The 24,618-nt window shown below is 56.5% G+C and carries 25 protein-coding genes, 1 other RNA gene and 1 pseudogene; 13 read left to right on the top strand and 14 right to left on the bottom strand.

The window, feature by feature from the left end:
* Positions 1-122 precede the first annotated feature (122 nt).
* Positions 123-677: a gamma carbonic anhydrase family protein gene (locus H6G53_RS14540; RefSeq protein ID WP_190534128.1), complete on the bottom strand. Its 555-nt coding sequence runs from the start codon at positions 675-677 to the stop codon at positions 123-125.
* Between the two features lie 139 nt (positions 678-816).
* Between H6G53_RS14540 and H6G53_RS14545 the strand changes: the two genes are divergently transcribed.
* Together H6G53_RS14545 and H6G53_RS14550 are read left to right on the top strand one after the other, a co-directional pair.
* Positions 817-1,323 (top strand): TIGR02652 family protein, encoded by a 507-nt coding sequence (locus H6G53_RS14545; RefSeq protein WP_099533247.1) that lies wholly within the window; start codon positions 817-819, stop codon positions 1,321-1,323.
* A 26-nt stretch (positions 1,324-1,349) separates the two neighbouring features.
* Positions 1,350-1,805 carry a VOC family protein gene (locus H6G53_RS14550; protein ID WP_099533246.1) on the top strand — a complete coding sequence of 152 codons (456 nt, stop codon included), beginning with the start codon at positions 1,350-1,352 and terminating at the stop codon, positions 1,803-1,805.
* Positions 1,806-2,073: 268 nt separating this feature from the next.
* Here the strand turns inward: H6G53_RS14550 and H6G53_RS14555 are convergent, their stop codons facing one another.
* Positions 2,074-2,445, bottom strand: coding sequence for a DUF1818 family protein (locus H6G53_RS14555; protein WP_099533245.1), 372 nt, complete (start codon positions 2,443-2,445; stop codon positions 2,074-2,076).
* A gap of 178 nt (positions 2,446-2,623) precedes the next feature.
* Between H6G53_RS14555 and H6G53_RS14560 the strand changes: the two genes are divergently transcribed.
* The 3 genes from H6G53_RS14560 to H6G53_RS14570 all read left to right on the top strand — a co-directional run bounded on the left by H6G53_RS14560 (position 2,624) and on the right by H6G53_RS14570 (position 5,496).
* Entirely contained in the window at positions 2,624-3,268 is a 645-nt protein-coding gene (locus H6G53_RS14560) for a histidine phosphatase family protein (RefSeq protein WP_099533244.1), read from the top strand.
* Positions 3,269-3,500: 232 nt separating this feature from the next.
* Complete coding sequence (locus H6G53_RS19330) at positions 3,501-4,472, top strand: 2OG-Fe(II) oxygenase (RefSeq protein WP_199309265.1); 972 nt, start codon at positions 3,501-3,503, stop codon at positions 4,470-4,472.
* Positions 4,450-5,496: a hypothetical protein gene (locus H6G53_RS14570; RefSeq protein ID WP_099533242.1), complete on the top strand. Its 1,047-nt coding sequence runs from the start codon at positions 4,450-4,452 to the stop codon at positions 5,494-5,496. Before H6G53_RS19330 ends, H6G53_RS14570 begins: the two co-directional genes overlap by 23 nt.
* A 78-nt stretch (positions 5,497-5,574) precedes the next feature.
* Here the strand turns inward: H6G53_RS14570 and ruvX are convergent, their stop codons facing one another.
* Both ruvX and H6G53_RS14580 read right to left on the bottom strand, forming a co-directional pair.
* Positions 5,575-6,048 carry a Holliday junction resolvase RuvX gene (gene ruvX, locus H6G53_RS14575; RefSeq protein ID WP_099533241.1) on the bottom strand — a complete coding sequence of 158 codons (474 nt, stop codon included), beginning with the start codon at positions 6,046-6,048 and terminating at the stop codon, positions 5,575-5,577.
* A 42-nt stretch (positions 6,049-6,090) separates the two neighbouring features.
* A complete protein-coding gene (locus H6G53_RS14580) occupies positions 6,091-6,867 on the bottom strand; it encodes a hypothetical protein (RefSeq protein ID WP_190534131.1) in 777 nt (258 codons plus the stop codon).
* Positions 6,868-7,305: 438 nt separating this feature from the next.
* On the opposite strand from H6G53_RS14580, the gene H6G53_RS14585 reads away from it, so the two are divergent.
* Positions 7,306-7,677, top strand: a complete 372-nt coding sequence (locus tag H6G53_RS14585; protein ID WP_099533239.1) for a hypothetical protein — start codon at positions 7,306-7,308, stop codon at positions 7,675-7,677.
* A gap of 69 nt (positions 7,678-7,746) precedes the next feature.
* Here the strand turns inward: H6G53_RS14585 and H6G53_RS14590 are convergent, their stop codons facing one another.
* Entirely contained in the window at positions 7,747-8,283 is a 537-nt protein-coding gene (locus H6G53_RS14590) for a hypothetical protein (RefSeq protein ID WP_242026418.1), read from the bottom strand.
* A 130-nt stretch (positions 8,284-8,413) separates the two neighbouring features.
* On the opposite strand from H6G53_RS14590, the gene H6G53_RS14595 reads away from it, so the two are divergent.
* Both H6G53_RS14595 and H6G53_RS14600 read left to right on the top strand, forming a co-directional pair.
* Positions 8,414-9,655, top strand: a complete 1,242-nt coding sequence (locus H6G53_RS14595) for an FtsX-like permease family protein (protein WP_190534134.1) — start codon at positions 8,414-8,416, stop codon at positions 9,653-9,655.
* A gap of 957 nt (positions 9,656-10,612) precedes the next feature.
* Complete coding sequence (locus H6G53_RS14600) at positions 10,613-11,254, top strand: ABC transporter ATP-binding protein (protein WP_347343148.1); 642 nt, start codon at positions 10,613-10,615, stop codon at positions 11,252-11,254.
* 62 nt (positions 11,255-11,316) lie between these two features.
* On the opposite strand, the gene H6G53_RS14605 is transcribed toward H6G53_RS14600, so the two are convergent.
* The 3 genes from H6G53_RS14605 to sipA all read right to left on the bottom strand — a co-directional run bounded on the left by H6G53_RS14605 (position 11,317) and on the right by sipA (position 12,804).
* On the bottom strand, positions 11,317-12,012 hold the full coding sequence (locus tag H6G53_RS14605; RefSeq protein ID WP_190534140.1) for a DivIVA domain-containing protein: 696 nt from the start codon (positions 12,010-12,012) through the stop codon (positions 11,317-11,319).
* Entirely contained in the window at positions 11,970-12,479 is a 510-nt protein-coding gene (gene coaD / locus H6G53_RS14610; RefSeq protein ID WP_099533235.1) for a pantetheine-phosphate adenylyltransferase, read from the bottom strand. Before coaD ends, H6G53_RS14605 begins: the two co-directional genes overlap by 43 nt.
* 79 nt (positions 12,480-12,558) lie before the next feature.
* Positions 12,559-12,804, bottom strand: coding sequence for a regulatory protein SipA (gene sipA / locus H6G53_RS14615; protein ID WP_099533234.1), 246 nt, complete (start codon positions 12,802-12,804; stop codon positions 12,559-12,561).
* Positions 12,805-13,101: 297 nt separating this feature from the next.
* Here sipA and H6G53_RS14620 point away from each other — a divergent pair, with 297 nt between their 5' ends.
* Positions 13,102-14,298, top strand: coding sequence for an acyltransferase family protein (locus H6G53_RS14620; protein ID WP_199309266.1), 1,197 nt, complete (start codon positions 13,102-13,104; stop codon positions 14,296-14,298).
* A 293-nt stretch (positions 14,299-14,591) separates the two neighbouring features.
* Positions 14,592-15,053: a DM13 domain-containing protein gene (locus H6G53_RS14625; protein ID WP_099533232.1), complete on the top strand. Its 462-nt coding sequence runs from the start codon at positions 14,592-14,594 to the stop codon at positions 15,051-15,053.
* A gap of 145 nt (positions 15,054-15,198) precedes the next feature.
* Here H6G53_RS14625 and H6G53_RS14630 read toward each other — a convergent pair whose 3' ends face one another.
* On the bottom strand, positions 15,199-16,752 hold the full coding sequence (locus tag H6G53_RS14630) for a serine/threonine-protein kinase (protein ID WP_190534143.1): 1,554 nt from the start codon (positions 16,750-16,752) through the stop codon (positions 15,199-15,201).
* The gene (locus H6G53_RS18785) at positions 16,749-18,464 is read right to left on the bottom strand and encodes an adenylate/guanylate cyclase domain-containing protein (RefSeq protein ID WP_242030924.1); all 1,716 of its coding nucleotides are present in this window, start codon (positions 18,462-18,464) and stop codon (positions 16,749-16,751) included. Before H6G53_RS18785 ends, H6G53_RS14630 begins: the two co-directional genes overlap by 4 nt.
* Positions 18,465-18,983: 519 nt before the next feature.
* Here H6G53_RS18785 and rplU point away from each other — a divergent pair.
* Positions 18,984-19,322 carry a 50S ribosomal protein L21 gene (gene rplU, locus H6G53_RS14640; RefSeq protein WP_099533282.1) on the top strand — a complete coding sequence of 113 codons (339 nt, stop codon included), beginning with the start codon at positions 18,984-18,986 and terminating at the stop codon, positions 19,320-19,322.
* 124 nt (positions 19,323-19,446) lie between these two features.
* Entirely contained in the window at positions 19,447-19,719 is a 273-nt protein-coding gene (gene rpmA / locus H6G53_RS14645; protein WP_099533229.1) for a 50S ribosomal protein L27, read from the top strand.
* Positions 19,720-20,041: 322 nt separating this feature from the next.
* On the opposite strand, the gene H6G53_RS14650 is transcribed toward rpmA, so the two are convergent.
* From H6G53_RS14650 to H6G53_RS14665, 4 genes and pseudogenes are all read right to left on the bottom strand, one after another.
* Positions 20,042-21,469, bottom strand: coding sequence for a WGR domain-containing protein (locus H6G53_RS14650; protein WP_190534147.1), 1,428 nt, complete (start codon positions 21,467-21,469; stop codon positions 20,042-20,044).
* Between the two features lie 196 nt (positions 21,470-21,665).
* On the bottom strand, positions 21,666-22,295 hold the full coding sequence (gene ruvA, locus H6G53_RS14655) for a Holliday junction branch migration protein RuvA (protein WP_190534150.1): 630 nt from the start codon (positions 22,293-22,295) through the stop codon (positions 21,666-21,668).
* Between the two features lie 17 nt (positions 22,296-22,312).
* Entirely contained in the window at positions 22,313-22,558 is a 246-nt protein-coding gene (locus tag H6G53_RS14660; RefSeq protein WP_143473012.1) for a hypothetical protein, read from the bottom strand.
* Positions 22,559-22,984: 426 nt separating this feature from the next.
* Positions 22,985-23,809: pseudogene (locus H6G53_RS14665) on the bottom strand (Npun_R2479 family HD domain-containing metalloprotein); the annotation flags it as partial.
* A 261-nt stretch (positions 23,810-24,070) separates the two neighbouring features.
* On the opposite strand from H6G53_RS14665, the gene rnpB reads away from it, so the two are divergent.
* Positions 24,071-24,595, top strand: an RNA gene (rnpB, locus tag H6G53_RS14670) — RNase P RNA component class A.
* Positions 24,596-24,618: the final 23 nt, after the last annotated feature.

Here is a 24,618-nt window from a genome sequence, read left to right on the forward strand (position 1 = left end):
AAAACAGGCGAGCCAATTTAATTAAATGCCATTGTCGGGCATTTGGGGCCTCCCGAACGCGACCAGTCGATCGGAATCCTGGGAACTGGGTCACTGGCGGGCATTGGGGTAGGCCGAGTTACCTAGTGCGCCCCGTGAAAACCCAGATCCGTGCCCTGGCCGCCATGCACCAGGGCCAACTTCACGTAGCGGGCCGCATGTTCAATTTGTTCCGCCACTTCCTGACCGCTGAGCGATCGGACGACCTTGCCCGGAATTCCCACCACGAGCGATCGGGGTGGTACCTCTTTGGTCACCACGGCCCCAGCCCCTACGATGCTACCCGCACCCACGCGCACACCGTTGAGAATGATGGCTCCCATCCCGATCGTGCAGCCCCGTTCAATGTGGGCGGAGTGGATGATGGCCCGGTGGCCCACGGTCACATCGGCCTCAAGAATTGTGGGCTGGCCCGGGTCGCCATGGATCACTGCGCCATCTTGGACATTGGTGTTTTCGCCAATGTCAATTCGCTCCACATCCCCCCGCAGCACCGCGCCATACCAAATGTTGGCCCCGGCGGCCAGGGTGACCCGGCCGATAATGGTGGCGTTGGGAGCGACAAAGGCCGCAGCCGCGATGTCCGGTGTGCCCAAAATGGGATGGGCGATCGCCCCTGTTGCCTCTAGACGTGACATAAACGTGACAAATATTTCAAGAAGCGTTGGTTTTGCCCAGACCGCCAAAATGCCATCGCTATAATAGGGTAGCGAGGCGACGGCCCGCGATCGAACCCCCGCTCCCACCGCCGTCCTGCACGAGGTTTCGATCGAACCCATGCTGAATCCGACGTTGCAATATCCCATCTTTGGCCCAGAAATTTTGTGTCCCCATTGTCGGCAGCCGATCCCGGCCCTGACCCTTACGGACACGTACCTTTGTCCCCGGCATGGGGCCTTTGAAGCCGACCCCAACACCAAAGAACTGGTGCATTTGCAATCCAGTCGCCATTGGCGGCAGTGGGAAGGTGAATGGTATCGCCAGCATACGCACCCCGACGGCATTCGCTTTGAAATTCATGAAGCGCTCGATCGGCTCTATACCCAAGGCTTCCGGGCCACAAAGGTAACCGTTGCCCATCGTTACCAAACCCTCATTGCGTCCTATCTCGATCGGGCAAACCCGCGCAATCCCAGTTCCGACGGTCGGCCGCGGCTTTATGGCTTGCCGGTGGAGTTCAGCGCCACGGAAGCGGCGGATCCCTGTTGGGATGTGATTAATTTTGTGTTGGACAAGGAACCCGGTGTGCCGGTGCGCTATCCCTATTTCCGGCTGTTTGAGTAGCCCAAGGGGGGGGCGGTAGCGGCGCAATGCACCATGTTTCCTTAAAAACGGCGGATATTCACCGGGCGATCGCGTTTTATGAGGCGATCGGGTTTGGGATGGCCGAACGGTTCACGGCGGGCATGACCCTGGCCTGTTGGATGGAAGGTTGGGGGGGACGGATTGAGCTGCTGCAAGTGCCGGAACCCCAATCGCCGCCCGATCCCTTTGGCAATGAGCATTATGTGGGCTACTACCATTTGTCGCTAGATTTGGCCCAATCGCCCGATCGCCCAGAAACGCTGCCGGATTGGTTGCGTCTGATGGGCGATCGCTTGGCTCCGCAGCCCCTGCCCCTGTTGTTGGCCCCTTGCCAGCAAATGATTGGCGATCGGGTCTATGAGGTGGCATTCATCGCAGATCCGGATGGAATGCCGATCGAACTGTTGCGCCTTCAATCTCAACTCCCGCCACCCAAGGGCGCGATCGACGCTGAACATTAGACCTCTTGCATTAATCAAGACCCTCACCCTAAATCCCTCTCCCAAGTCGGGAGAGGGACTTGATCACCCGCCACGAGATCGCCGTAACCCAGCAGTTCTGGCTCCCCTTCGCCCACCTTGGGAGAAGGGGTTGGGGGATGAGGGCAACGAGCTGATTCGTGCAAGAGGTCTATTGAGTCATCGTTCAGCGTCGTGGCGTTCTGGTGAGGCACGATGTTTGGGAATCGCGTTGAGAGATGGCGTTGAGAGATAGCCTTGAGAAAGGGCGCTAAAACAGCCCGATCGTGCGGGCCGCCTGCACCAACCCATCCACCGCTTCCGGCGGCCATCCCCCTTCAGCACCCCGCCCCGACAGCAACACAAACCGTACCCCAAAGGCATCTGCATAGCCCTCGGCCCCCAGCCAGAGCCGATCGCTCTCCACCTCGCAAGCAATTTTTTCCTCGGGCATCAACTCATCGGCGATCGCCCGCACTGAATCCACCAGGCGATCGAGCAGTCGGCAAAAGTCGGTTAACTCCGGCTCCGTCAGCTCCACAGCCCAATCATCACTGCCCACCAATCCCGAAAATTTCGTGGCCGAAGGCTGCCAGCCCAATCGCCATCCTGGGCCAGACTTCAAGATTCGATCGTTAGCCATAGCGCTGTTGATTGGCCCTAAATTGCCGGATTTAGCTTATCTCCGGATTGAACTGCTCCGAGCAGATGTCTGAAAAGTACCTTCATGGAGACCGTCTAATTTTTCCACTACTCCTTTTCAGTCCTAGGATTGAATCTAGGATTGAACCATTGAAGCTCCATGTCGATCGAACTCCACCATGGCTCTTAAGCTCTTCTTCTTGCGTCATGCTCAGACGGCCTACAGTGCATCCGGTGGTTATTGCGGCACGCCTGAAAATGATCCCGGCCTCACGCCCGAGGGGCATGAAATGGCTGAGAAGTTCGCGATCGCCTATGCCTCCCTTGAGTGGACAGCCATCTACACCAGTCCGCTGCGCCGCGCGATCCAGACTGCAACGCCTCTGTGCGAAATGACGGGGCTGAATATGCAGTTGCGAGATGGGCTAAGGGAAATTGCCTACGGGAAGTGGGAAGGGTTGCACCCCCGCGAGGTCGATCGAATCTATCACGATGACTATGTGCGGTGGCTGACGGATCCGGCTTGGAATGCGCCCACGGGAGGCGAGCGGGGTGTGGACATTGCCCGCCGAGCTTCATTGGTTTTGGACGAAATTGAGCGTCGTCACCCCACGGGTTCAGTGCTGTTGGTGTCCCATAAGGCAACGATTCGGATTTTGCTTTGTGTGCTGATGGGCATTGATGTGGGTCGCTATCGTGATCGCTTCTCGTTGCCGGTGGCGGGGTTGAATGTGGTGGAAATGAGCGATCGGGGGCCCCTGTTCCACAGTGTGGCCGATCGTAGTTATTTAGATGAACGATTGCGGGCCCTTCCTTCCACTTAGGAGCATGGCCAGAAATCTGGCCAGAAATCTGGCTAGAAATCTGGCTAGAAATCTGGTTAGAAATCTGGGCAAGACCGATCGCCATGGCTTTTCCTCCAGGGAATCAAGATGGCCGCCGCAATCAGTTCTCAGATTCCCGATCGATCTGATAAGACGGAAGGAATCCACAGGAATCAACGCCGATGGTTGATTCCTGGATAAACCTCTGGCAACCTAACGCCCCCCATAAACGGTGACTCAATCAGACGAAATGCAGGGCCTGCTCGATCGAGCAGTGAGCACCCTCAATGAAGCGCTGGACTCTCCTGAACTGTCATTGCGCGATCGAACCTTGGTGGCCCTGCGTGTTTTGGAATTGGCCCATGGAACCGACCCGATCGAAGGTCTCAACACCGATGGTTGGGAATTGCCGCAACTGACCCAACGCCTGACGAACCCGGGCCCGGAATCGTGGTCAGCATCGCCACTGGACGCAAGATTGCGATCCGCTGCCAAGGGCCAGCCCGCCATCGGCCCCGATCGCCCCCATTCAAACAGCACCGCCACCACCCAACATCAGTCCCTGGCCTACCCCGTTGCGACTGCTCCTTCAGCGGCTCGCAATGACCAAGTTTTGGAGCCAACGGTTTTAGAAATTGACAACTTTCTAAGTCATGAAGAGCATCAATTTGCCCTCAGCACGGCCTTGAATAAGGCCGATCAATTCGTTGGTTCCAAAACCACAACCAACGCCAGCGATTACCGTCGCTCCAGTATTTTGTATGCCACGCTCTATCCAGATCTCTACGAACTCTTGCGCCAACGGTTAATTGGCCTATTGCCAACGGTTGTGCAGCAATTGGGAATGCCTGGCTTTGAGCCGGGACAAGTGGAGATGCAGCTAACGGCTCACAATGATGGCTGTTTTTATAAAATTCACAACGATTCAGGCAGTCCGGAAACGGCCACGCGCGTCCTGACCTATGTTTACTATTTCTATCAGGAACCGAAGCGGTTTTCGGGTGGCGAATTGCGAATGTATGAAACGGATATCAGCGGGCCCATGGTAACCGCGTCCGATCGCTTCGAGACCATTGAACCGCTGAATAATCGGATTGTCTTTTTTGATAGTCGCTGTAAACATGAAGTGCTGCCCGTTGTTTGTCCGTCGCGCCAATTTGACCATGGCCGGTTCACGCTCAATGGCTGGATTCGGCGGGCTTAGTCCTCGGCGGGGATCAGTCCGGCGGGTTTGGTTGGGTTGTCTGGGGGCGGGGTTGCTGTGGTTGGCGGCCGGGGCAGCCGGGGCGATCGAGCCATCCCAACCGGCCCGGCCGGCTCCCATTCCCTACGTAGCGTTCGATCGAACCGAGTTGCAGTTATATCCCTATCGTGGCCGCAATTTGGTGTGGCTGTTGCCGGAGGGAACTTGGGAGCCGGAACGATTGCAACCCCTGATTGAACTGGTCGATCGCGCCTATGATTTCTATGCCGAAGCCGTGGCCGGCAAGCCCACCCCCTACGGCCCCACCATTCGCGATCAATTGGGAACGGTGGCCATTGTTCCCAAAACCTGTGGTGGTGGCTGTGGCTACATCTCCAGCACCGGCATTGAGGTAAAAGCTCCTTATTTCCAAGATCTTTACAGCAACTATCAGAAAACCGGCGAGTTTGAGACCCTGCCCATTTATGAATTGGGGCGCAATTTTTGGCTGAAATCCTATGCCAAAAAACTGGAATATCAGGGAGCCGATGCTAGCGTTACGGTACGCACCGGGTTTGCGGCTTTTATGCGTTTGGAAGTGTTGGACGTGCTGCAAATTGAGCCGGGATCGGTGTATGGCACGCCGTTTGAAATCTATCGTCAGGATTTGCGATCGCTCCTATGGCGCTATCAAGCCGATCGCACTTTGAATTGGCACAACACCCTGCGATCGGGTCAAGCTCCCAAAAACCCCCTCTGTTCTGAGCGGGGAATTTGCATTGGTGCGCCGGAATTGTGGGCGGCCATGTTGCTGGAAGTGCGCGATCGCTACAGTCCCAACGATCCCACCTTTGCTAAGCGGTTGTGGGCCGCCGTGCGCGATCGCCCCGATGCCACCAGCACCCAAGCAGCCGTGGACAACTGGATCATTGCCCTCAGCGAAACCACCCAGCACAATTTGGTTTGGCTCTTTGAAGATGTGTGGCGTTGGCCCGTGTCCGATCGCGCCAAGCGTGCCGTCCAACATCTGCCGCGCGGGATTTAGCCCAGAGCTTTGAGCAGGCTGAATGCACCCGGCGGAATTTCTCTGCGAAATTTTCTCTGTGAAATTTCTCTGCGAAACTCAGTTCTTGGGAGAGCTATTCGCTAAAAACCGCTCCACCAAAACGATCGCCGCAATATCATCCACCGGGCGGGGCGGCTGGCGCAGGCCCCGAGGCAGCAACTTTCGCCAACCCCGAGGCGGATAGAGTTCCCAATAGCGATCGCGCGCGGCTAGGGTGCTGTAGCGTTCATCAACCCGTTGGATCGGGGGGGCATCGGGCCAACCCTGTTCCAGACGGCTGACCCAGGCCTTGGAAGTGGTTTGGTCACCCATAATGATGGCCGTGGCTTGGTACTGCTGCTGCCATTGGCGCAATTGCTCGATCGCCCCGTCCGATCGCACCACCTCATGGGCCAAAATCTCGCCACTCGATCGCAGCACCGCCAATCCACATTTGGCGCTGCCTGGATCAAACCCCAAATAAACCGCTCCCGATTCAACCGCCCTCAAATCAGCCGCCCTCAAATCAGCCGCCCCTAAATCAACCGCCATAGACTCTCATCGGTTGTGCAGAACCAAAACACAGCAACCCGCCTACTTAGCCGCACCGGCCGCACGCCGCGTCTTGAGGGTGACATTCATGCCCTCACCGGACTGCTCCAACACCAACAGCGGCGTGGGTTTGGCTTTTTGATCCCAACTGATGGTGACGATGCGCCCCTGGATCGTCGGTTGCCACCGATCGTCATCATCATCCGCCAAACTGAGGTAGCGCTCCAGGCAGTTGATGATTTCCTCGATCGTCCGGGAAGTGGGCTGGGTGGGCAATTTGGTGATGCGCACCTGCACTCGAAACAACACCCGCTTCACCCGCTTCACGCCATCGGTGCAAGTTTCATACTCCACATCAAAGAGCTGATCCACTTGGCGGCCTTGGTTGGTCTGCGCGTTGTTTTGAGTGCCGGCCTGTTGTTGGGTCGGCCGCAGGGCCACGGACACCATGGTTTTGATCTTCATCTTGATCTGATTCACGATCGCGAAGTGGAAGATCTCCTCCTGCATCCGCATTCGCAAGTAATCCAAGTTGAACTCACGAGAATTCACAAGATCGGGATTTGCTTCCATCTTGTGAATGCTTTTGAGGGCTAAGTCAAGGCGTTTTTTGAGTTCACGAACTCGGAATTCTTCTGCACGAATTCTCTTTTGGAGCTTGTCTGTTTCTAGCTTGAAATAAACACCACCAGCGACCAGTAACACTGCCAAAGCGCCACTGCTCATGAGCCACAAATTATTAGCAGGAGCCGGGGTGGTTGGGGCCTGGGCCAGGGGCCCGGCGGGCAAGCTAATGACCGGAATAATGGAGGTCGTCATGACAGGCAATGTTGTCATTGAATGACTCATTGGGCAACTCACAGATACGAATCCTCACGGGCGATCGGTGAATTTGTTGAATTCGATGAATTTTTCGATGAATTTAGAAAATTTCCCGTTTCCCCCCTGTTAGTCAACGGTAACTTTCTTTTGATTAACCCCCTGGAGCCAATCACCGTAGCTGCGGTGCGATCGGGTGGGGGCCAAAACTTCCTAGACGCAGACAAGCACAAAGTTACCCCCCACCGCGACCACTGGCAACGTTGAGAATTGCGAGAATTGTGGTCTGTGGGGCCATGCTGGTTGGGTTGGGTTCCGTGAGCCTGAACCCGTTCGGTTGGAGATAACACCCATCGTTCACATCTAGTCTACATTGGCAATAGAGACGATAGAATAAACGCCTTGGAATATAAGCTTTGAACGTCATTAATAGAAACAATGGATTACACCAGCGGCGGATCGCCCTACGTGTTGTTGGCGGCCGGGGTTGCGGCGGGAGCGCTGTCGGGGTTGGCCTTTGCGAAAAGTTTGCGCGAACAGGGGCGAGTTTGGCTCAAGTCACCCGATCGGGATCCAGCGGCCATGAAAGGGCCTGAGTTGTGGCTCCCCTTTGTGGGGATGGCCGGCGGGGCTGGCTTTTTTTTGGCGGCCACGTTGCAGTGCTTCGCGTTCCCGATCGACCTGTCCTATAAACTTTCCGTGCCGGTGGCGGTGGGTGGAGCGCTGACGGTTTGGTGGCAGTTTGGAATTATTTTGCGCCAAATTCAACGGGGCGGCGTGGGGGCGATCGACCTCAATTCGTTGCGCTAGGGCCAGCGGAACCTGCCACCCCATTCAGCCCACGAACAAGGTACTAGCGGAGGGTGCTAGTGGAGAGCGCTAGTTGATGATGTTTGCTAGGCGATCGAACACTTGCGCCACCACCCGCTGGGCTTTTTCATCCAGCCGATGCCAGTCCACATCCCCATCCTCCCCAATCAAATCCAAATCAATGGTGACCATCACCTCATCGCCCGCACTGAGGGTGCTGAGGGCTTGGTAGTCGCGGAAGCAAATGCTGTAGCACAGTTCCCACACGTCAACGCGCGTGGACTGGCCATCGTGCTCCAGGGTGAACCAATAGCCCGGATAGGGTTGTGGCAAGTCATCCAACGCCGCCGTAATTTCCGCCGCCCGTTCGCCGCTGGCGGTGGTTAGTTCCTGCTGCAAGAGGGTGACGCGGGTTTGGATTTCTTCAGACGTGCCGTAGGGAAAGACGGGAAATTCTTCGTAGGTTCCTTTCCAGCCGGAAGATTCCAGTTGCTTGCGAATGTTGTCGATCGTTCGCAGGAAGGCTGGCTGCATCAGTAACTCAGCCCGATACCAATCGTTTAAATCTGTTAATTTGGGACGCATCTGCTGTCGATGAACCGTCAAAACTGCAATACAAAAAACTGACTAGAACACCTAGCTTATCCGCTCTGGTCATTGGCGCGCATCTCTCGATTCTGACGGCACTGATTGCTCGGTCTGATGAACTGCTTGGCGATTCTTTTTTAGGTGGTCTATGCCCTCGATCGCCCGTAAAAATCTATTTGAAGATATTCCGCGCCTGTTGGTGGCCCAAGCGGGAATTCTGTTTGCCGTGAGCCTGGTGACGATCCAAACGGGCGTGTTTCGCGGTTTCACAGAATCCACATCGCTGCTGGTCGATCGCTCCAAGGCCGATATTTGGGTCACATCCAAGGACTTGGTGCATTTGGAACTGACCCTGCCCCTATCCTTCGACCACCTGAGCCGTGTCCAGCGGTTGGCGGGGGTAGAACGGGCGGAGCCGCTGATTTTTGGCAAAGTGCTGTGGCGTGCTCCCAACAATCGGATTGAGTCAGTGATTACCTTGGGCTATCAGCCGGATGGGGTGTTATTTCAACCTTGGAACCTGACCCAAGGCCGAGCAACCGAAGTTCAACAACCCTACCGGGCGATCACCGACGTGACGAATCTTCGGAAGTTGGGGCTATCGCGGGTGGGCGATCGGGGCACGGTGGGTTCCACCCCATTGCAAGTGGGCGCGGTGGGCCAGGGGCTGCAATCGATCGTGTTCAGCCCGTTTTTGTTTATGTCTGCCGTTTCGGCCAACAGCCTGCTGAGTGCTGGGCGAGAATCGCGGTTGACCTGTAGTGTGCAGCCCGATGGGGGACTGGATTGTGTGAATCGGGTCAGCCCCAAGCCCACCGGAGCCGATCGCCCTGTGCCACCTCGATCGCTCAATGCATCCGACCCGGTGAACTTTATTTTGGTGCGGGCCAAGCCGGGCAGCTCGATTCCAGACCTCCAGCGCCGCATTGAGGCGGCCTTGCCAGACTCCCGAGCCTTCACCCGCGCGGAGTTGTCCCGCCTCTCGCAAACCTACTGGCGCGATCGAACGGGCGTGGGGTTTATCTTGACCCTTGGGGCGATCGTCGGGGCGATCGTGGGCATCGCGATCGTGGGCCAAATTCTTTACGCCTCCGCCAGCGAGCGCGTCCGCGAATTCGCCACCCTCAAGGCCATGGGCGCTTCCAGTTGGGTTTTGCGCGGCATTATTGTTGAGCAGTCCCTTTGGATGGCCGTCTTGGGATATTTACCCGGCATAGGTCTTTGTGTGGGCGTGGCGCAATTTGCCACCACAGCCGGTGTCGTCATTGCCATTACGCCCCTCAGCGCCTTTTTGACCTTTGGTGTGACGGTGGTGATGTGCGTCAGCTCGGCCCTGTTTGCCATTCAAAAGGTTAATCGCATTGACCCCGCCGTGGTTTTCAAGGCCTAGAAAGAGCCATCATGACCCGGCGATTGCGCTAAGATGCGATCAATCAGTGTGCGCCCCAGTGTGCCCCATCCTTAGCCGTTCATGAGTGATTCATTAATCATGAATCGGTTTTGCATGGGTTGCTACTCGGTCATTCGTGGTTGTTTTCGGTTTTAATGATTCGCAATTCATATCAATCAGCATTCTTGAGTCAATCAAGACAAATCAATTAAAAAATTAATTGGAAACTAATCGATCGCCCCATTACCCAATCTTTGCTTCATTATCGCTTTCTCATTTCTTGAAAATCAGCTTAAGATTGCTTTAATATTACTTCTATATTTTCTCGTTTCTTTCTTGCAATAAAATGCTTTCTCTGATTGCTTTGTTGATCATCATCTTAGTCATTTATTTCATATCTTCCGGCAATTGAGGATCACTCTATGTTTTGATTAACGTTGCTTTTGAGTCGCCTGTGAGTGATTTTTGACCTGTTTTCGGCTTGCTTTTCTCGCTGGGCTATTTTTGTGGCCGCTTCTGAAATTGTCTGTCATGGACGGAAATAAATGACTCCCCGTGGCTGAAACTGGAGATATCGATCGCCTGGAGTCGCGAATTCCCAAAATTTCCCCCAATCCTGGGCAACCTTGAAAATAGACAATTCTAAAATGGAGAGCTATAGACAATTAATGAAGTGGTTAACGGGCCTCCTGTTCCCGATCGCCAAGAACTGATCGATTAGTCACCTCGGCCAGGTCGGTTAACCGCTTACACTAAGCTCTACCCCCACCACCCACCTCGATCGAATCGGTATCATCTCCCATCCTTAAACCAGCCGTTTCCCCCATGACCGCGTCTACCAATTTCACGACTGCGCCCGCTTTAACCGCTCCGGTGTCGCCACCCCTGATCCGTCGCGATCGCTGCCATGAGAGCAAAGGCGATTGTACTTGGGCGATCGACGCGCGGCATGTTGACATGCGCTACAGCGGTGGCGATGAAGCCATCCATGTGCTGAAGGATGTGAGCCTGCGGGTGAAGCGGGGAGACATTCAATTGCTGATGGGGCCGTCGGGGTCGGGCAAAACCACGCTGCTGTCAATTTTGGCGGGCATTTTGACCCCCACTAGCGGCCATGTGGATCTGCTGGGCCAGGCAATTACCCAGTTGGCTCCAAAGCAGTTGGCTAATTTCCGGCTCCAAAATATTGGATTTGTGTTTCAGGGGTTCAATCTGTTTCCGGCTCTGTCGGCGGCGGAAAACGTGGAAGTGGCCCTGAATTTAAAGGGCATTCGCGGCCCCCAGGCTAAGAAGATGGCGCGAAAGTTGCTCGATCGCGTGGCCTTGAGCCATCGAGCGGATCATCTGCCCAAGGTGATGTCGGGTGGGGAAAAACAACGGGTGGCGATCGCCCGGGCCTTGGCGGGCCATCCACCGCTGATTTTGGCCGATGAACCAACGGCCGCGTTGGACTCCCGCAATGGTCATGGGGTGATGGAACTGTTGCGGAGTTTGGCCAAGGAAGATGGCAGCACGATCGTGATTGTGACCCACGATCCCCGAATTATGGATATTGCCGATCGGGTGGCCCACTTGGAAGATGGCGAATTGAGCAATTGAACTGAGCAATTAAGCTGAGTAATTGAGCTGAGCAATTAGGGGCAACTCCGCACGGGTTTTGGCTATTTGCCCAACTTGCCCATGGCGCGATCGGCTTCTTGCTGTAACTGTTGGCGACCGTTGCGAATGACCCGCAGCATGTCGCCCAGTTGTCGCTCAATGCTGCCCAAGACCCGATCGGCATAATCATCGGCCCCATCTTGGATGGCTTCGCATTCCGAAATGGCGGCCCGCCGCATTTCTTCCAGCTCAGCGGCGGCGGCCTGGCGCGTCTGGTCTAATTCATTCAGCAGCCGATCGCGTGCGGCCTGGCATTCTTCTTCCACTTGCTGCCGAATGGAGTCCGCCTCCAGTTGGGCATGGCGCACCAGCTCCGTTTCGGAAATGGCGCGGGCGGCCTGCTGTTTGGCCCCTTCGATGATGTCTTTGGCCTGCTGCTGGGCTTCAAAGAGAATTTGCTCCCGTTGCCGCACGATCGCCTCGGCCTCCCGAAAGGCGGCGGGCAAATTCAGCCGCACCGAATCCAGTTGGTCCAGCAACACTTCCTCATCCACCAAGGTGCGTCGCCCGAAGGGAATACGGGGACTGTCCAGCACAATTTCTTCGAGCCGATCGAGGGCCCGTTGCACATCAAAACCGCTCGATCGCCCCTGGGGACTCGCCGCCGATTGCGTCTCATTCGCTGCTGGTTCCGCCGCCGAAGCTGCCGAATCCGCTACGGGCTGGGGGGCGAAACCAGAGGCATCTGAGGAAAACATCGCTGAATCTCCGCAACAACAGGATCGGGAACGAGGCGATCGACCGGGCCACCAAAGCGGGCGATCTCTTTCACCAGGCTACTACTCAAAAAACTATACTCATTGCGCGTTGCCAAAAAGACGGTCTCGATCGCCTCGGAGAGCGTCTTGTTGGTATGGGCCATTTGCAGCTCGTACTCAAAATCCGACAACACGCGCAATCCCCGTAATAATACGGTTGCCTTTTGTTGTCGAGCGTACTCCACCGTCAAACCATTGAAGGTATCGACCTTAACATTGCTTAAATGGCTGGTCGATCGCTCAATCAGTTCAATCCGTTGGGCAACCTCGAACAGGGGTTGTTTATTGGGATTGCGCAACACCGCCACAATCACCTGATCGAACAGTTGGCAGCCTCGCTCAATGATATCCAAATGCCCCAAGGTGATGGGGTCAAAACTCCCCGGATAGATCGCCCTGACACCCATATGGTCTCTGCTCTAGCTCAATTGGATCAGAAAATTCAGAGGACTTAGCAAATTTACTTCAGGAATTGGGGTTCAGCATTCACGGAGTCTGCACCCGTTCTAGATATTGCGCCGTCAGCAGATAAGCCCCATTGGCAAACCGAATGGCCCAACAGTTCCCGGGCCGGCAACCCAATACCGTTCCCAAGTCCCCGATCGTCAAAACCGACGGCGGACGCAACATGGGCATGGGTTCCGCCGTTTTGACGTAGGGCGGCAGGGCCACAAGCCGCACCCGATCGCCCGCGGCCAGGGTGAAACGGTCAGAGTCTTGCAATTCGCTCATAGGTCAGGAATCAGGTTAGGACACGGGTTTGCACGCGGGTCGGGACTGGAGTTGAGGTCTGAATCGGGATGTAAATCGGGATTGGAATCGAGAGCTGGCAAATTGGGATGGCTGAATGAAAACTCAACCGAACCCGATCGCCCCTTCCCCCCGTCCAGACTAGCACCCGGCTTTCAGTGGCTGACCCGTCGCAAACGAATCGCCCCTAGCGCCTATCGCAAGCCGTTATCGCAAGCCAGTATCGCAAGCTGGCATCGCAAATTTGTATTCTTGCTTTCAGTTGTTTGCGCCGGTTGATTGCCCACCGGTTTTGCCATGATGGTCGATCGCCCTTTGCCCGCCGAACCTACCAAGCTCCCAAGGTTTCGGTGCTTAGACCTGCTGCGGGGTCTGGCGATCGCAGCCATGATCTTGGTGAACAATCCGGGCAGTTGGGCCCAGGTTTATCCCCCCCTGCTCCACGCCGAGTGGCACGGCTTCACGCCCACAGATTTGGTCTTTCCGCTGTTTTTGTTCGTGGTTGGGGGAGCCATGGCCTTCTCCTTGGGGCGCGTGGCGGAAAAGGCCCCACTCGATCGCCCCCAACAGCGGCAAATCCATCGCAAATTGCTGCAACGGGTGCTGATTTTATTTGGCTTAGGCTTAGCCCTGAATGCCTCCACCCTGTTGATGCGGACTTGGTTTGAAGGGGCCCCGCTCCTCTGGGAAAAATGGCGAATTTTGGGTGTTTTGCAGCGGATTGCCTTGGCCTATGGTGCTTCGGCGCTCCTGGTTTTGCACTGCTCTCGGCGGGCCCAAGCGATCGCCGTGGCGGGCCTGTGGTTGGGCTATTGGGCCCTGTTGAGCACCACGCCGCTTACGCCTGATGGTTCGATCGTCGGTTGGGTCGATCGAACCCTGCTCGGCGCAAGTCATCTCTACCAACTCACCCTGAATCAACAAACCGTGGCCTTTGACCCGGAAGGACTGTTGAGCACCCTTCCCGCGATCGGGTCTACCCTAGCGGGCTATTGGGCGGTGCAGTGGCTGAAAACCCAGCCCATCAAAGCCCTCACCGCCTGGCGCTTGACGGGGGCCGGCGTAGGGGCGATCGCCCTGGGTCGCCTCTGGGATTTGGCGCTACCGCTGAATAAGCAACTTTGGACCAGTTCCTATGCGCTCTATGCCGCCGGTTGGTCGATCGTCTTGCTCGCAGGGTGCTATGCCCTCACGGAAATCCGGCGCGCCCACGGCATTAGCCGCCCCTTTGAAATTTTTGGGATGAACGCAATCACGGCTTTTGTGGGTTCCGGGTTGGTGGGTCGGCTGCTGAATCGCACCCACATTGGCAGCGGCCCCGATGCCCCCAGCACCTACCAATGGCTCTATCAAACCCTGTTCGCTTCCTGGGCGGGCCCCATGAGCGGCTCGCTGCTGTTTGCGATCGCGATGGTGCTGCTGTGGTGGTTGGCCATGTATGGGTTCTATCGCCGGGGCTGGTTTCTGAAGGTTTGAGGCTTGAGACCGCGACGAGTATGGGCTGGCAACGTTGAGAATTGGGGAATTTGCAGAGCAATTAGCAACCCGATCGACCCGATCGTCGCGCCTCATTTCCCACTCATCTGGGACTCATCTTGCCCGCCTACCTTGGTAAATGTGGACAGGCAACCCAGCAACTCCAACCAGCGCGATCGCCTCAAACCTTGTTGTGTAGAGACCCTGTGGATTCCTCAGGGGTGCTGCCTTGCCGTCGCCACGCCAGGTTTCTCAGTGTCACCCAATCTTTAGGTTCCAAGGACTGAATGGTTATGAAACGGACTGTTGTAGCGTTGGTTTTGGCTATGAGCGCGATCGCCCCGGTTGCTGCCATGGCCGTTGCACAAACCCCCTCTGCCACCCTAGCCCAGCAAAGCCGCGTCACCCTGCCCAAACAGTCAACCAGGGTGCTCAAGTCCGGAAACTTCATGGCCCTGGAGCATCCCACCCAAGGCACAGCCCGAATCGTGATGGAAGGCTCTCAGAAAATTCTGGAATTTGGCAATAACTTCCGCAGTGACAGCGGCCCAGCTCTGAGGGTGGTGTTGCATCGATCTGCCCGACCGGGAATGCAACTAACGGAAGGCCAATACGTGGTGTTGAGTGCGTTGCAAAAAACCTCCGGTTCCCAACGTTACGTGATCCCCAACAATCTCAATTTGGCGCAATACCAATCCGTGGCCATTTGGTGCCAACAGTTCAATGCCACCTTTGGGGCCGCAACGCTGAACTAGAATTCCGTTGATTTTGAAGTTGTGAATCAGAGCCATACCCAACCCAATTGGCATCCAGCGATTTAGCACAATGTCGCTCATGGCTAAGTAGCTAATGGCCAAGTGATTAGTGGCCAGGTGATGAGCGGCCAGTGCCAATGGATCGTCAACGGATTAAGTAATCGGCCAGGGTTTGGGCATGGTTCCACCATCGGGGGCCGCCCACCCAGTTGCGGGAAGGCAAATGCCCGATCGGGGCATCGGCTCGAAACTGAAAGGTCTCGTCTCGGGTGTCGGAGCGGCTGCCGGGCCAACCCACTGTCTGGCAAAACTGGTTATAGTCCCGGCTTTGAAGGATCAGGCGGCTTTGGATCATCAGCCCAAAGCGGCCGTGGCTGTAGTGCATCCACAGCAGGTCGATCGCCAGCAAATCGGGCCGGCTGAGGCGGGGAATGTCGCCCACTTGCACAAAACGCCGTCGCCCGTCCAGTTGCTGACAGAGCAGTTGGCGGGTTAGTTCGTCGGCCTGTTGCCATTCCCCGGTGGCTAAGAGCCGCTCTAGGGGGTGGTAATCGAGGCCCACCACGGACACCACCACGCCCCGATCGCACAGGGGAGTTTTGACCAGTCGGGATGGCAACAACCGATTTAGCCAAGGGGGTTGGGGCGCGGACAGGCTGGGCAAGGGGCGAAAGGGCGGCTGGTTGCTGCTGCCCAAGCCGGTTTGGGTGGGCACTTCGTGGCTGGGCAGTCGTAGGGGAAAGGTGGTGATGGTGGGTTGGTCGTTGGGGGATGCGGCGGGCCGATCGACTCGTGCTCGTTGCTTTTCGGGGGTTGGCGCTGGCTGGGGCGATCGATCCAAAGCGGCCAACATGTCGGCGGCGGTGGCGTAGCGCTGACCGGTGGCTCGGGTAACGGCGCGATCGAGCACCGTCCCCAATCGGGGCGGGATCGTGACCCTTGGGGGCAAAAAATCTCGCCAAACCCAAGCATCGCTGGTGCTGTCGCGCAGCATGAAGGGCGACACCCCCGTTAGCAACCGCAAGCAGGTAACACCCAAGCTATAGAGATCGCTGGCGGGCAGAGCTTTGCCGGCCAGTTGCTCCGGGGCGATATATTCCGGGGAGCCAATCACCGTGCCGGTTTTGTCCCACCAATAGGGATCAATCACCTTGGCGATGCCGAAGTCGATCAGCACCATTCGCCGATCGCTCAGGCGGCGAATGAAGTTGCTGGGCTTGATGTCCCGATGCACCACGCCGCGATCGTGCACGAATTGCAAAATTGGCAACACATCCCGCAGCAAGGCTTCGACTTTGCGAGCAGACCAAGGGCCGCCCAGGGCTTCGCGATTCAGGGTGGGCCCTTCGATCCATTCCTGCATTAAATAAATGGTTTGGTCAGCTTCCACAAAGTCCAAAAACTGAGGAATTTGGGGATGGGATCCGAGATCGGCCAACAGGCGAGCTTCGCTGGTGAACAGGCGACGGGCTTTGGGATCTTCCGCAAAGGAACCCACCAACTGTTTGATCACGCAGGGGGGGCGATCGGGCTGGGTTAGGTCTTTGGCCAAAAAAGTGTAGCCAAATCCACCGCGTCCGATCGGGGATTGGGGCAAGTAGCGATCGCCCAGCCGCAGCGGTCGGCCACAGGCAGCACAGTTCGCTGCATGATCGTCATTTTCGGGGGCCGTGCAACGGGAGTTTAAGCAGTAGCTCATGACGGGGGATGTGGATGCAAACCAGGATCTGAATCTTGGTGGCTGCTGAGTTCACCGATTAACCAATAGGTGATCATTTCGCCTTTGCCCTTCACAGCAATTGTGCCCCGTTGCTCCAAGTGGAAATAGCTGTGCAGGCGATCGAAGGCCGCTTGGCTGACTTGAATTCGCCCCGGCTGCCCCAGGGTTTCCATCCGGCTGGCCACATTCACCGTGTCGCCCCAGAGGTCATAGACCAGCTTTTTCATCCCAATCACCCCGGCTACGGCGCTGCCGCTGTGGATGCCAATTCGCAACCGAAAAGGGCTGCCATCGGGCTTGCGATATTGCCCGATCGCCTGTTGCATGGCCAGGGCTAAATGGGCGATCGCAAAGGCGCTGTTCGATCGGGGCTTGGGCACACCGCCCACCACCATGTAGGCATCCCCGATCGTCTTGATTTTTTCCAGGCCGTATTGCTCCACCAGATCATCAAAGGTGCAAAACACATCATTCAGGAATTGCACCACCACCGTTGGCGGGTGCTGGGCGGCAAAGCTGGTGAAATCCACGAGATCCGCAAACAAAACGGTCACATCGTTGAAGGTTTCCGCCACGGTTTGGGAGCCGCTGGCCAGTTGTTCCGCCACGCCAGCGGGCAAGATGTTGTGCAACAGGTCGTTGATGCGATCGGTCTGGGCCGCCAGTTCAGCCGTGCGGCGGGCCACGCGCTGCTCTAGTTCACGGTTGAGGGCCGCGAGCGATCGCGCCGATCGGGAGCGCTCGGATTCCGCCGCCGACAGCACCATCGAAGTAATCGTGATTACGCCCAAAAAGGCCTGCAAAAACAGCACCGCCTGTTGGGTGCTGCTGGCTTTGGCCACAAAGGGGCCCATCCCAAAGGCCGTGCCCCCGATCGCGATCGCTGAAATCAGAAATGACCCCACCGCTGCGGCCCTTGGCCCAAACTGCATCCCCGCCCACACCACCAGGGGAAAGGGCAAATATTCCAAAGGATAGCGAGCAATATCCGCCTCCGTTTGGGCCCAAAAGACAATGCCGCTACTGCCGAGTAATAGCCCGAGCCAAAGGGTGCGCAGGAGCGATCGGCGCGTGCTTTTGTGTCGGCGCAGGCGGGTGATTCGTTGCCAATCTTGTTGCTGGAGTTGGGCCACCATCAAAATCAGCGGCACAAAGACCAATATCCCCATGGCATCGCCCAAAAACCAGCCCCAACGCACCGTCGCAAACTCCGACCAAGGCAAGTTGCCGGTTAAGCACAGGGCCAACACACCGCAGGTGCAATTAATTTGGGGGGCAATTAGCACACCGCTGACCAAAAACTTCAGCACATTCGACACGCGATCGAACACATTGCTGCCCCCCAGCCGCCGAAACAGCCACACCCCAAGAACAGCCTGAACCGTTGCGCCCGTGCAGCCAAACAGTCCCAACAGGGGAATGGTGATCCCTGAGTGGATCAGGTCATAGAAATTGATGCCGATGGCGATCGCCGGCCACAGCCGAAAACCACCCAACATCAGGGCCGCTTGGGCAATGCCGGCCGAGGGCCAAACCGCCGTGCCAATTTGGTGCAACCCCGGCAGGGACACGGCCACATAGGCCGCGAGTCCGTAGGCGATCGCCACCACAATAATAATTGACCCGACCAGTTCTCCTCGGGAGCCGGGTTGCGCAAGTTTCCCAAATTTAACCAGCCAGCGATGATTCAAAATCCGTTGGGCGCTTGCTTGGGGAGCCTAGTGGGGAGGGAGCGATCGGGGGTGGATCGGACGCAATGCTAATGGAGATCCTAATGCGAGAAACGCTGAAGCATCGATCAAGGCCGGCGCTGGAAAATCGGGATAAGGACGATGAGTTCCTGGATTAGTTCATGAGCGGGGCATTTTCAATCATGAATTAGGTCTCATGAGTGGGGTCACGAGTTGAGTAATTGGATTGGGTGATTGGGTTGGGTAATTGAGATTGGCCGATCGCCCAAAATGGCCATCACCAAACGGCCACAATCAAGATGGCTATCAGATTCAATAGCAGTTGACAGAACACCAAGCCTTGGGGATGATGGTAAATCGGCGCTTAGTCAGCCAACGACGACCTAGCGACCCCCGATCGCCCCGCTTGTTTGAAACGGCTGCGATCGCGTCGCGTTGCAATCTTGCTCGGATCGGGTCGAGCAAAAGCCAGCCTCCGCGCCAGCTACCCGTACGGCAACCCTCATTTTCGGAACTTCCATGGCCTACGCAATTGTTGAAACCAGCGGCACACAACTTTGTGTCGAACCGGGTCGTTTCTATGACGTGAACCGGGTGTTCGCAGAAGTAGACGAAACCGTTACGCTCGATCGCGTTCTGTTGGTTCGCGACGGCGAAACGATCGACATCGGCGCACCCACCCTCGAAGGGGCCACCGTCACCGCCAAAGTGCTGCGCCACTTCCGCGGCCGGAAGATTATTGTTTATAAGATGCGCCCCAAAAAGAAAACCCGCAAAAAGCAAGGTCATCGCCAAGAATTGACCCGTTTGGTGATTGAGTCGATCACCTACGGTGGCAAGACCGTTGCGGCGGAATAAATCGATCGGGAATTGCTTTGGTTCATCTCCATCAGCCCGCTGGTGGTTGCATGGGCCAAGGCGCGATCGAGTGGCAGCCCCCACAGTAGCGAAATTCAACCGAAGTTTTTAGAGGTAGCTCGTCATGGCTCATAAAAAAGGGACAGGTAGTACTCGTAACGGTCGCGACTCTAATTCCAAGCGCTTGGGTGTGAAGCGCTACGGCGGTCAAATCGTCCGCGCTGGAAACATCCTGGTGCGTCAACGGGGCACTCAGTTCCACCCCGGCAACAATGTGGGTCGCGGCAACGATGACACCCTGTTCGCCTTAGTGGATGGTGTGGTGACCTTCGAGCGTCGCGGCAAGAGCGGCAAAAAGGTCAGCGTTTATCCCGCTGCTGCTGCTGTCGAAGCCTAGGGACTTTCTCCGTCTCTCAGCATCGCTCATTAGATTGACCTTTGAGGGGCGATCGAGCGATCCAGGATCAGAACATTCAGCCATCATTGGGCGAATTTTTTGAACTCTGGATCTAAGGCTTGATCGCCCCTTAAGTCATGGCTGGATCGATTGCGGCTCCCAACCCGATCGCCCTAGGCAAGGGGCTTAAGCCCCTTGTCCCTCACGACTTCGCAACGGCAATGTCAGGGTTTTGGGCGATTTGACAACAGACCCCAAGGCCCCTTGCCCCTCACGATTTTGCAGCGACAGAACAGGGAGTTGGGGGATTGGGCCACGGCTCCTAGTCCACCAGCCGCTTAATTTCCCCGCAAACGCGATAAAACTGTCCCCGGGCCGATTCCCGCAACTCGCTCACCACATACTTAGCGCCCTCTTCGCGCACATTGCGGGGAAACTGCACATTCCAATCGGCATGGTAACCAGGGGACAAAACCCGCACTCGCAACTTGTCCCGATCGCGCACACATTGCACCACGATGCCTTCGCCGGGACTGCTGACCCGTTCCACCACATCCGAAACCGCCGTGCCTTCCCCTTGGGGTGCAAGAATTTCAGCCGGTGCGGGGATTTGCCCCTGCTGGGCCGCCTCGATCGCCTCGGGACTCACATCCAAACAAGCCAAATAGCCATTGGTCGTCACCAAATACAACCGGCGATCGTGCCATTGCATAGACAGGGCCGATCCGCAGCCGCTTGCTAACTTCCAAAGCCGTGTTCCGGTGCGATCGAAACAATAAATTGACGAGCAATTATCCCCCGCAAAAATATATTGCCCCGCCGCATCAGCCGCACAAGAATAAACCGCTGAATCGCACTGGCATTGGGTTAATAATTCGCCCTGCTTGCTGAACTCATAAACCAATTTACTGCTCGTGCCTGCATAAACCGTGGAGCACCCTTGCCAACCAAATAGCACAGAGCCTTTGGTGGGTTGTTGCCATTGCACGCGCCCTTCCAAAAAGTCATAGCAGGTGATGCCATTGCTGTGACCGTGGTAGATTCCTTGGTCATCACAACGCACCATCCAACCGGCTTGGCCCGTGGAAAGCCTAGTCCAATTGCGCTCTTCATCTTCCGGGTGAAACAGCGCCACCTGACCATTTTGATCGGAAACGCCTAGCCATCCGTCATAAATATCGAGCCAATAAATGTCGATGTTTTCTTCAATTTCATAGGCCAGTCGTGGCAGTTTTCCCGACAAGTCATAGACATTGCCGTCATCGCAACCGGCATAGAACCATAAATCATCGGCTACCAAACATTTCACACCGTCGGGTAGCTGAAATTGATTGAGAACTTGGCCTTCCAAGTCAAGAGCAAACACTTGGCCCGATTGATTGCCTACCCAACAGGCGGTGGGGCCGATGAAAATGCCAAAGGCGGCGGCTCCGGAGTTGAATTGCCACAGCACGGGGGCCGATCGGGCGGTGGAGCGACTGCTGGTGACCTGGCGGCGCGTGACGGAACGCTTGGGCCGGCCCCCTTGCACGGCGGGTTCATAGCCCTTGCGCAGTTTTTCTTGAATCTTTTTTTGGGCAGCGGCCTGGGCTTTTTCGGGGGTGGGATAGTCCTGGGTTTGCAGCCGTCCAGAATCCCCGATTCGGCCGTAGCGGATGCTGACGGTGGTGTCTTGCACCGTGACTTCATAGAACTTGTGGGATCCGCCGTCGGCTTCTGACAGCTCCAGGTAGGTGACGGAATGGCTCATGGGGGGGCTGAGGGAGAGTTGAAATCTGCCCGATCGGGAAGACTTGCTCCAACCTAGCTTCTGTGGATGGGTTGATCAACTGATTGCCAATGGGGGGCAATTTGGACGGCAGGATGACTGAATTCCCCGATCGCGCCACCCGATCGCGCTACCCGATCGCGCCACCTGATCGCGTCACCCGATCGCCTCAAATACCTCAAAGGGCCGATTGACTCAGCCAGGCGATCGCCTCGCGAATCCACCGCTCTGGATCGCCTTCCTTGCTGAGGGCGGTTTGCTGGCCCACGGCCTCCAAGGCTTGGGTCACTTCCCGATCGCTGTAGCCCAGAGCCAGAAGGGTCATTTCCACATCTTCCCGCACCAGCCCCACCGGCCCGGCCGCGGGCGTGGTGGACAGCCCCGACTGATCGCGCCATTCCGCCAACTTGGTCTTTAGTTCTAGGGCGATTCGGCCGGCGGTTTTGGGGCCAATGCCGGGGGTTTTTGCCAGCAGGTTGGCGTTGCCGCTGACGATCGCTTGGATTAGCACCGGTAATTCCAGGCGATCGAGCAGGGCGATCGCCAACTGCGGCCCCACGCCATTCACGGCAATCAGTTGACGAAACAGATCCCGCTCCGCCACCGTGGCAAACCCAAATAGCAACCATCGATCGTCTCGCAGTTGCAAATGGGTGAAAACCTGTACCGTTTCGCCAATCATCCATTCCATGGTCGATCGGGGCAACAGTTGCACTTCATAGCCCACCTGAGCCACATCCAACAGCCCGATCGCCCGATTGCCCTGCACCTGAAGGGCTACAACCTGACCACGCAACGATCCAATCATTCGCGCCTCATTCGCGCCTATTTACCCACCATCACCGGCCGCACCGGTCGGGGCCGCTCCGTCACCGTCGTGGGGCCACAGCTCCGGTATTCATAGGCATCGCAGGGCGCATAGCAATTGTTGGGCCGCCAGCATTCAGAAGCCCACAGTAACGGCCGCCACAGGCAGGAGCCATCTGGGCATTCCTGCAAAGCCGGTGACAACAACTGCAACACGATGAGATAGGACACCACACCCATGAATATGCGCGTACCGACAAACATTGCAATTCACCTCCTCTGTTAGGGCTATTGCTAGGGCGATCGATTGGGGCCATCCTACCCTAATCGTCCTAGCGGGTTCGAGGGAGTTTCGCCACCCATTGGGGCCAGAACTCCCGGATGGTTTCAGGCTTGAGCTTAGGCAGGCTTGAGCTTAGGCAGGCTTGAGCTTAGGCAGGCTTAAGCTTAGGTTTGAATCACCGGAATTTTTGCAGCACTATTCAACGCCTCTAGGGCTTCTTCAGTGCGTTCTTCTCGTTTCAGCTCGGTGAGATCGCCATTCAGGGCATGATCTAAATTCTGATTTAAATCATCATTGCGGTCAGAGTTGCGGTCAGGATTGCGGTCAGGGGTTCGATCTCCACTGCGCTGACTGCTTGGATCCTCTTTGCGATCGCCAGGATCGGGCGGAACCACCGAATCTTCCGGTTCATGCTCCACCACAAACACATTGGAATAAAGATTTGCAATCACTTGCTTGCCCTGCTGAGTCAGGCGCAAATATTCCAATGCATCTTTCACATAGGGAAAAACACCATTCCAATAGAATTTGGGATAGTTTTTGCGCAGATCACCCGGGTGGGCATAGCCTAAATATTGATTGGTGCCAGTTTCTTCAAATTCGTAATAAAGTGCGCTGATTTTATTCAGATAGCGCGGATCGGACAATTGACCAATTAAATCTGAAGCCCGCACCATGCCTGGATAGTTCAGGGTGTCTTGGTGATCTTCTTCCTTGGGAACCGGGAAGCGGGTGAGTTCAATGTTGCGCTCGATCGCCTCGGAGTCAATTAATTTGTGACCCCCAAAGCGTTCCTTTATAAACATTTTGGCGCGATCGACATGGTAGGGCGTGAGGCTGGCATCGGAGGCCCCCGGCCGCAGCTTCACCAACTCATCTCCGCGGCCGGTGGCGTAGTAGCGGCCATTGTCTAGGCGACAAACCCCTTTGACATAGCCAATGTCGTGACAGAGCAGGGAGATGATGAAATGCAGCCAATCTTCTGGCGACACGCCCCCTTCGCGAATATGTTTGCCCCGGATCACTTCCTGGCCCACCAGGGTGACCAGGATGGTGTGTTCCACGTCGTGGTAAAGCGCGTCACTGTTGGCAATATTTTCGAGGGCCATGTTGCCGGCCCAGCCAATGATGTCTTCGTACTCCGGTTTCCAGCCGCCGTAGGTACGCCGATAGCCCTCTTTGAGGCGATCGACAAATGCATCAATCAGAATTTCCGTGGCGTTAAACAACATAGGCGAGGGGGTCGCGGGAGGCGATCGCAGCGCATCCGTTGGAATCCGAGTCGATTGTAACTGAGTCTGAGAGTGGCTTGCCGTTGTTGAGTAACGGTTTGCCCATCAGCGCGGCCCTAGCCTAAGGCTTTGGGAACCGGTTTGGGGGCAACGGCGATCGCCCTGGGGGGTGCGAGATCCATGGGGGACGGGCATTCATCCGGGGCCACGAGTCAGGGTCACGAGTCAGTTTTGCAACCAAGCGATAAACTGGATGGACGGAGAGTGTAGGCGAGGCGGTTGCGGATGACGAGCCTGTGCTTGCTTGGGCTGGCTGTGGCCGGTTCAAGGGGCGATCGGTCGTCATCTGAGGAAAGTCCGGGCTTCCGAAAGACCAGGCTTGCTGGGTAACGCCCAGTGCGAGCGATCGTGAGGATAGTGCCACAGAAAAATACCGCCGAGCCACCGAGCCGCTTAAAAATTCCCCACCCAAACTGTCCCACTTTGCTGCGGCAGAAGATTGTTTTCGGTGACTGAATTGTTAACGGCTCTGACTCGGTAAGGGTGCAAAGGTGCGGTAAGAGCGCACCAGCAGCATCGAGAGGTGCTGGCTCGGTAAACCCCGGCCGGAAGCAAGGTGAGGGGCAAGGGTTGGTCTTTTTCCTGTCCCGCTTTGAGAACCGCTTGAGGCGATCGGTAACGATCGTCCCAGATAGATAACCGCCCATTGATTGGCCCTTGGCGTGTGGCTTGCTGTGCTCCGAGGCCAATTGAGGACAGAACCCGGCTTACGTCCTGCCTCTCCTTTTAATTTGTTGTCCAGAAGCGTT

Source organism: Limnothrix sp. FACHB-406, from assembly GCF_014698235.1.
In the GTDB taxonomy this organism is placed as follows: Bacteria; Cyanobacteriota; Cyanobacteriia; order CACIAM-69d; family CACIAM-69d; genus CACIAM-69d.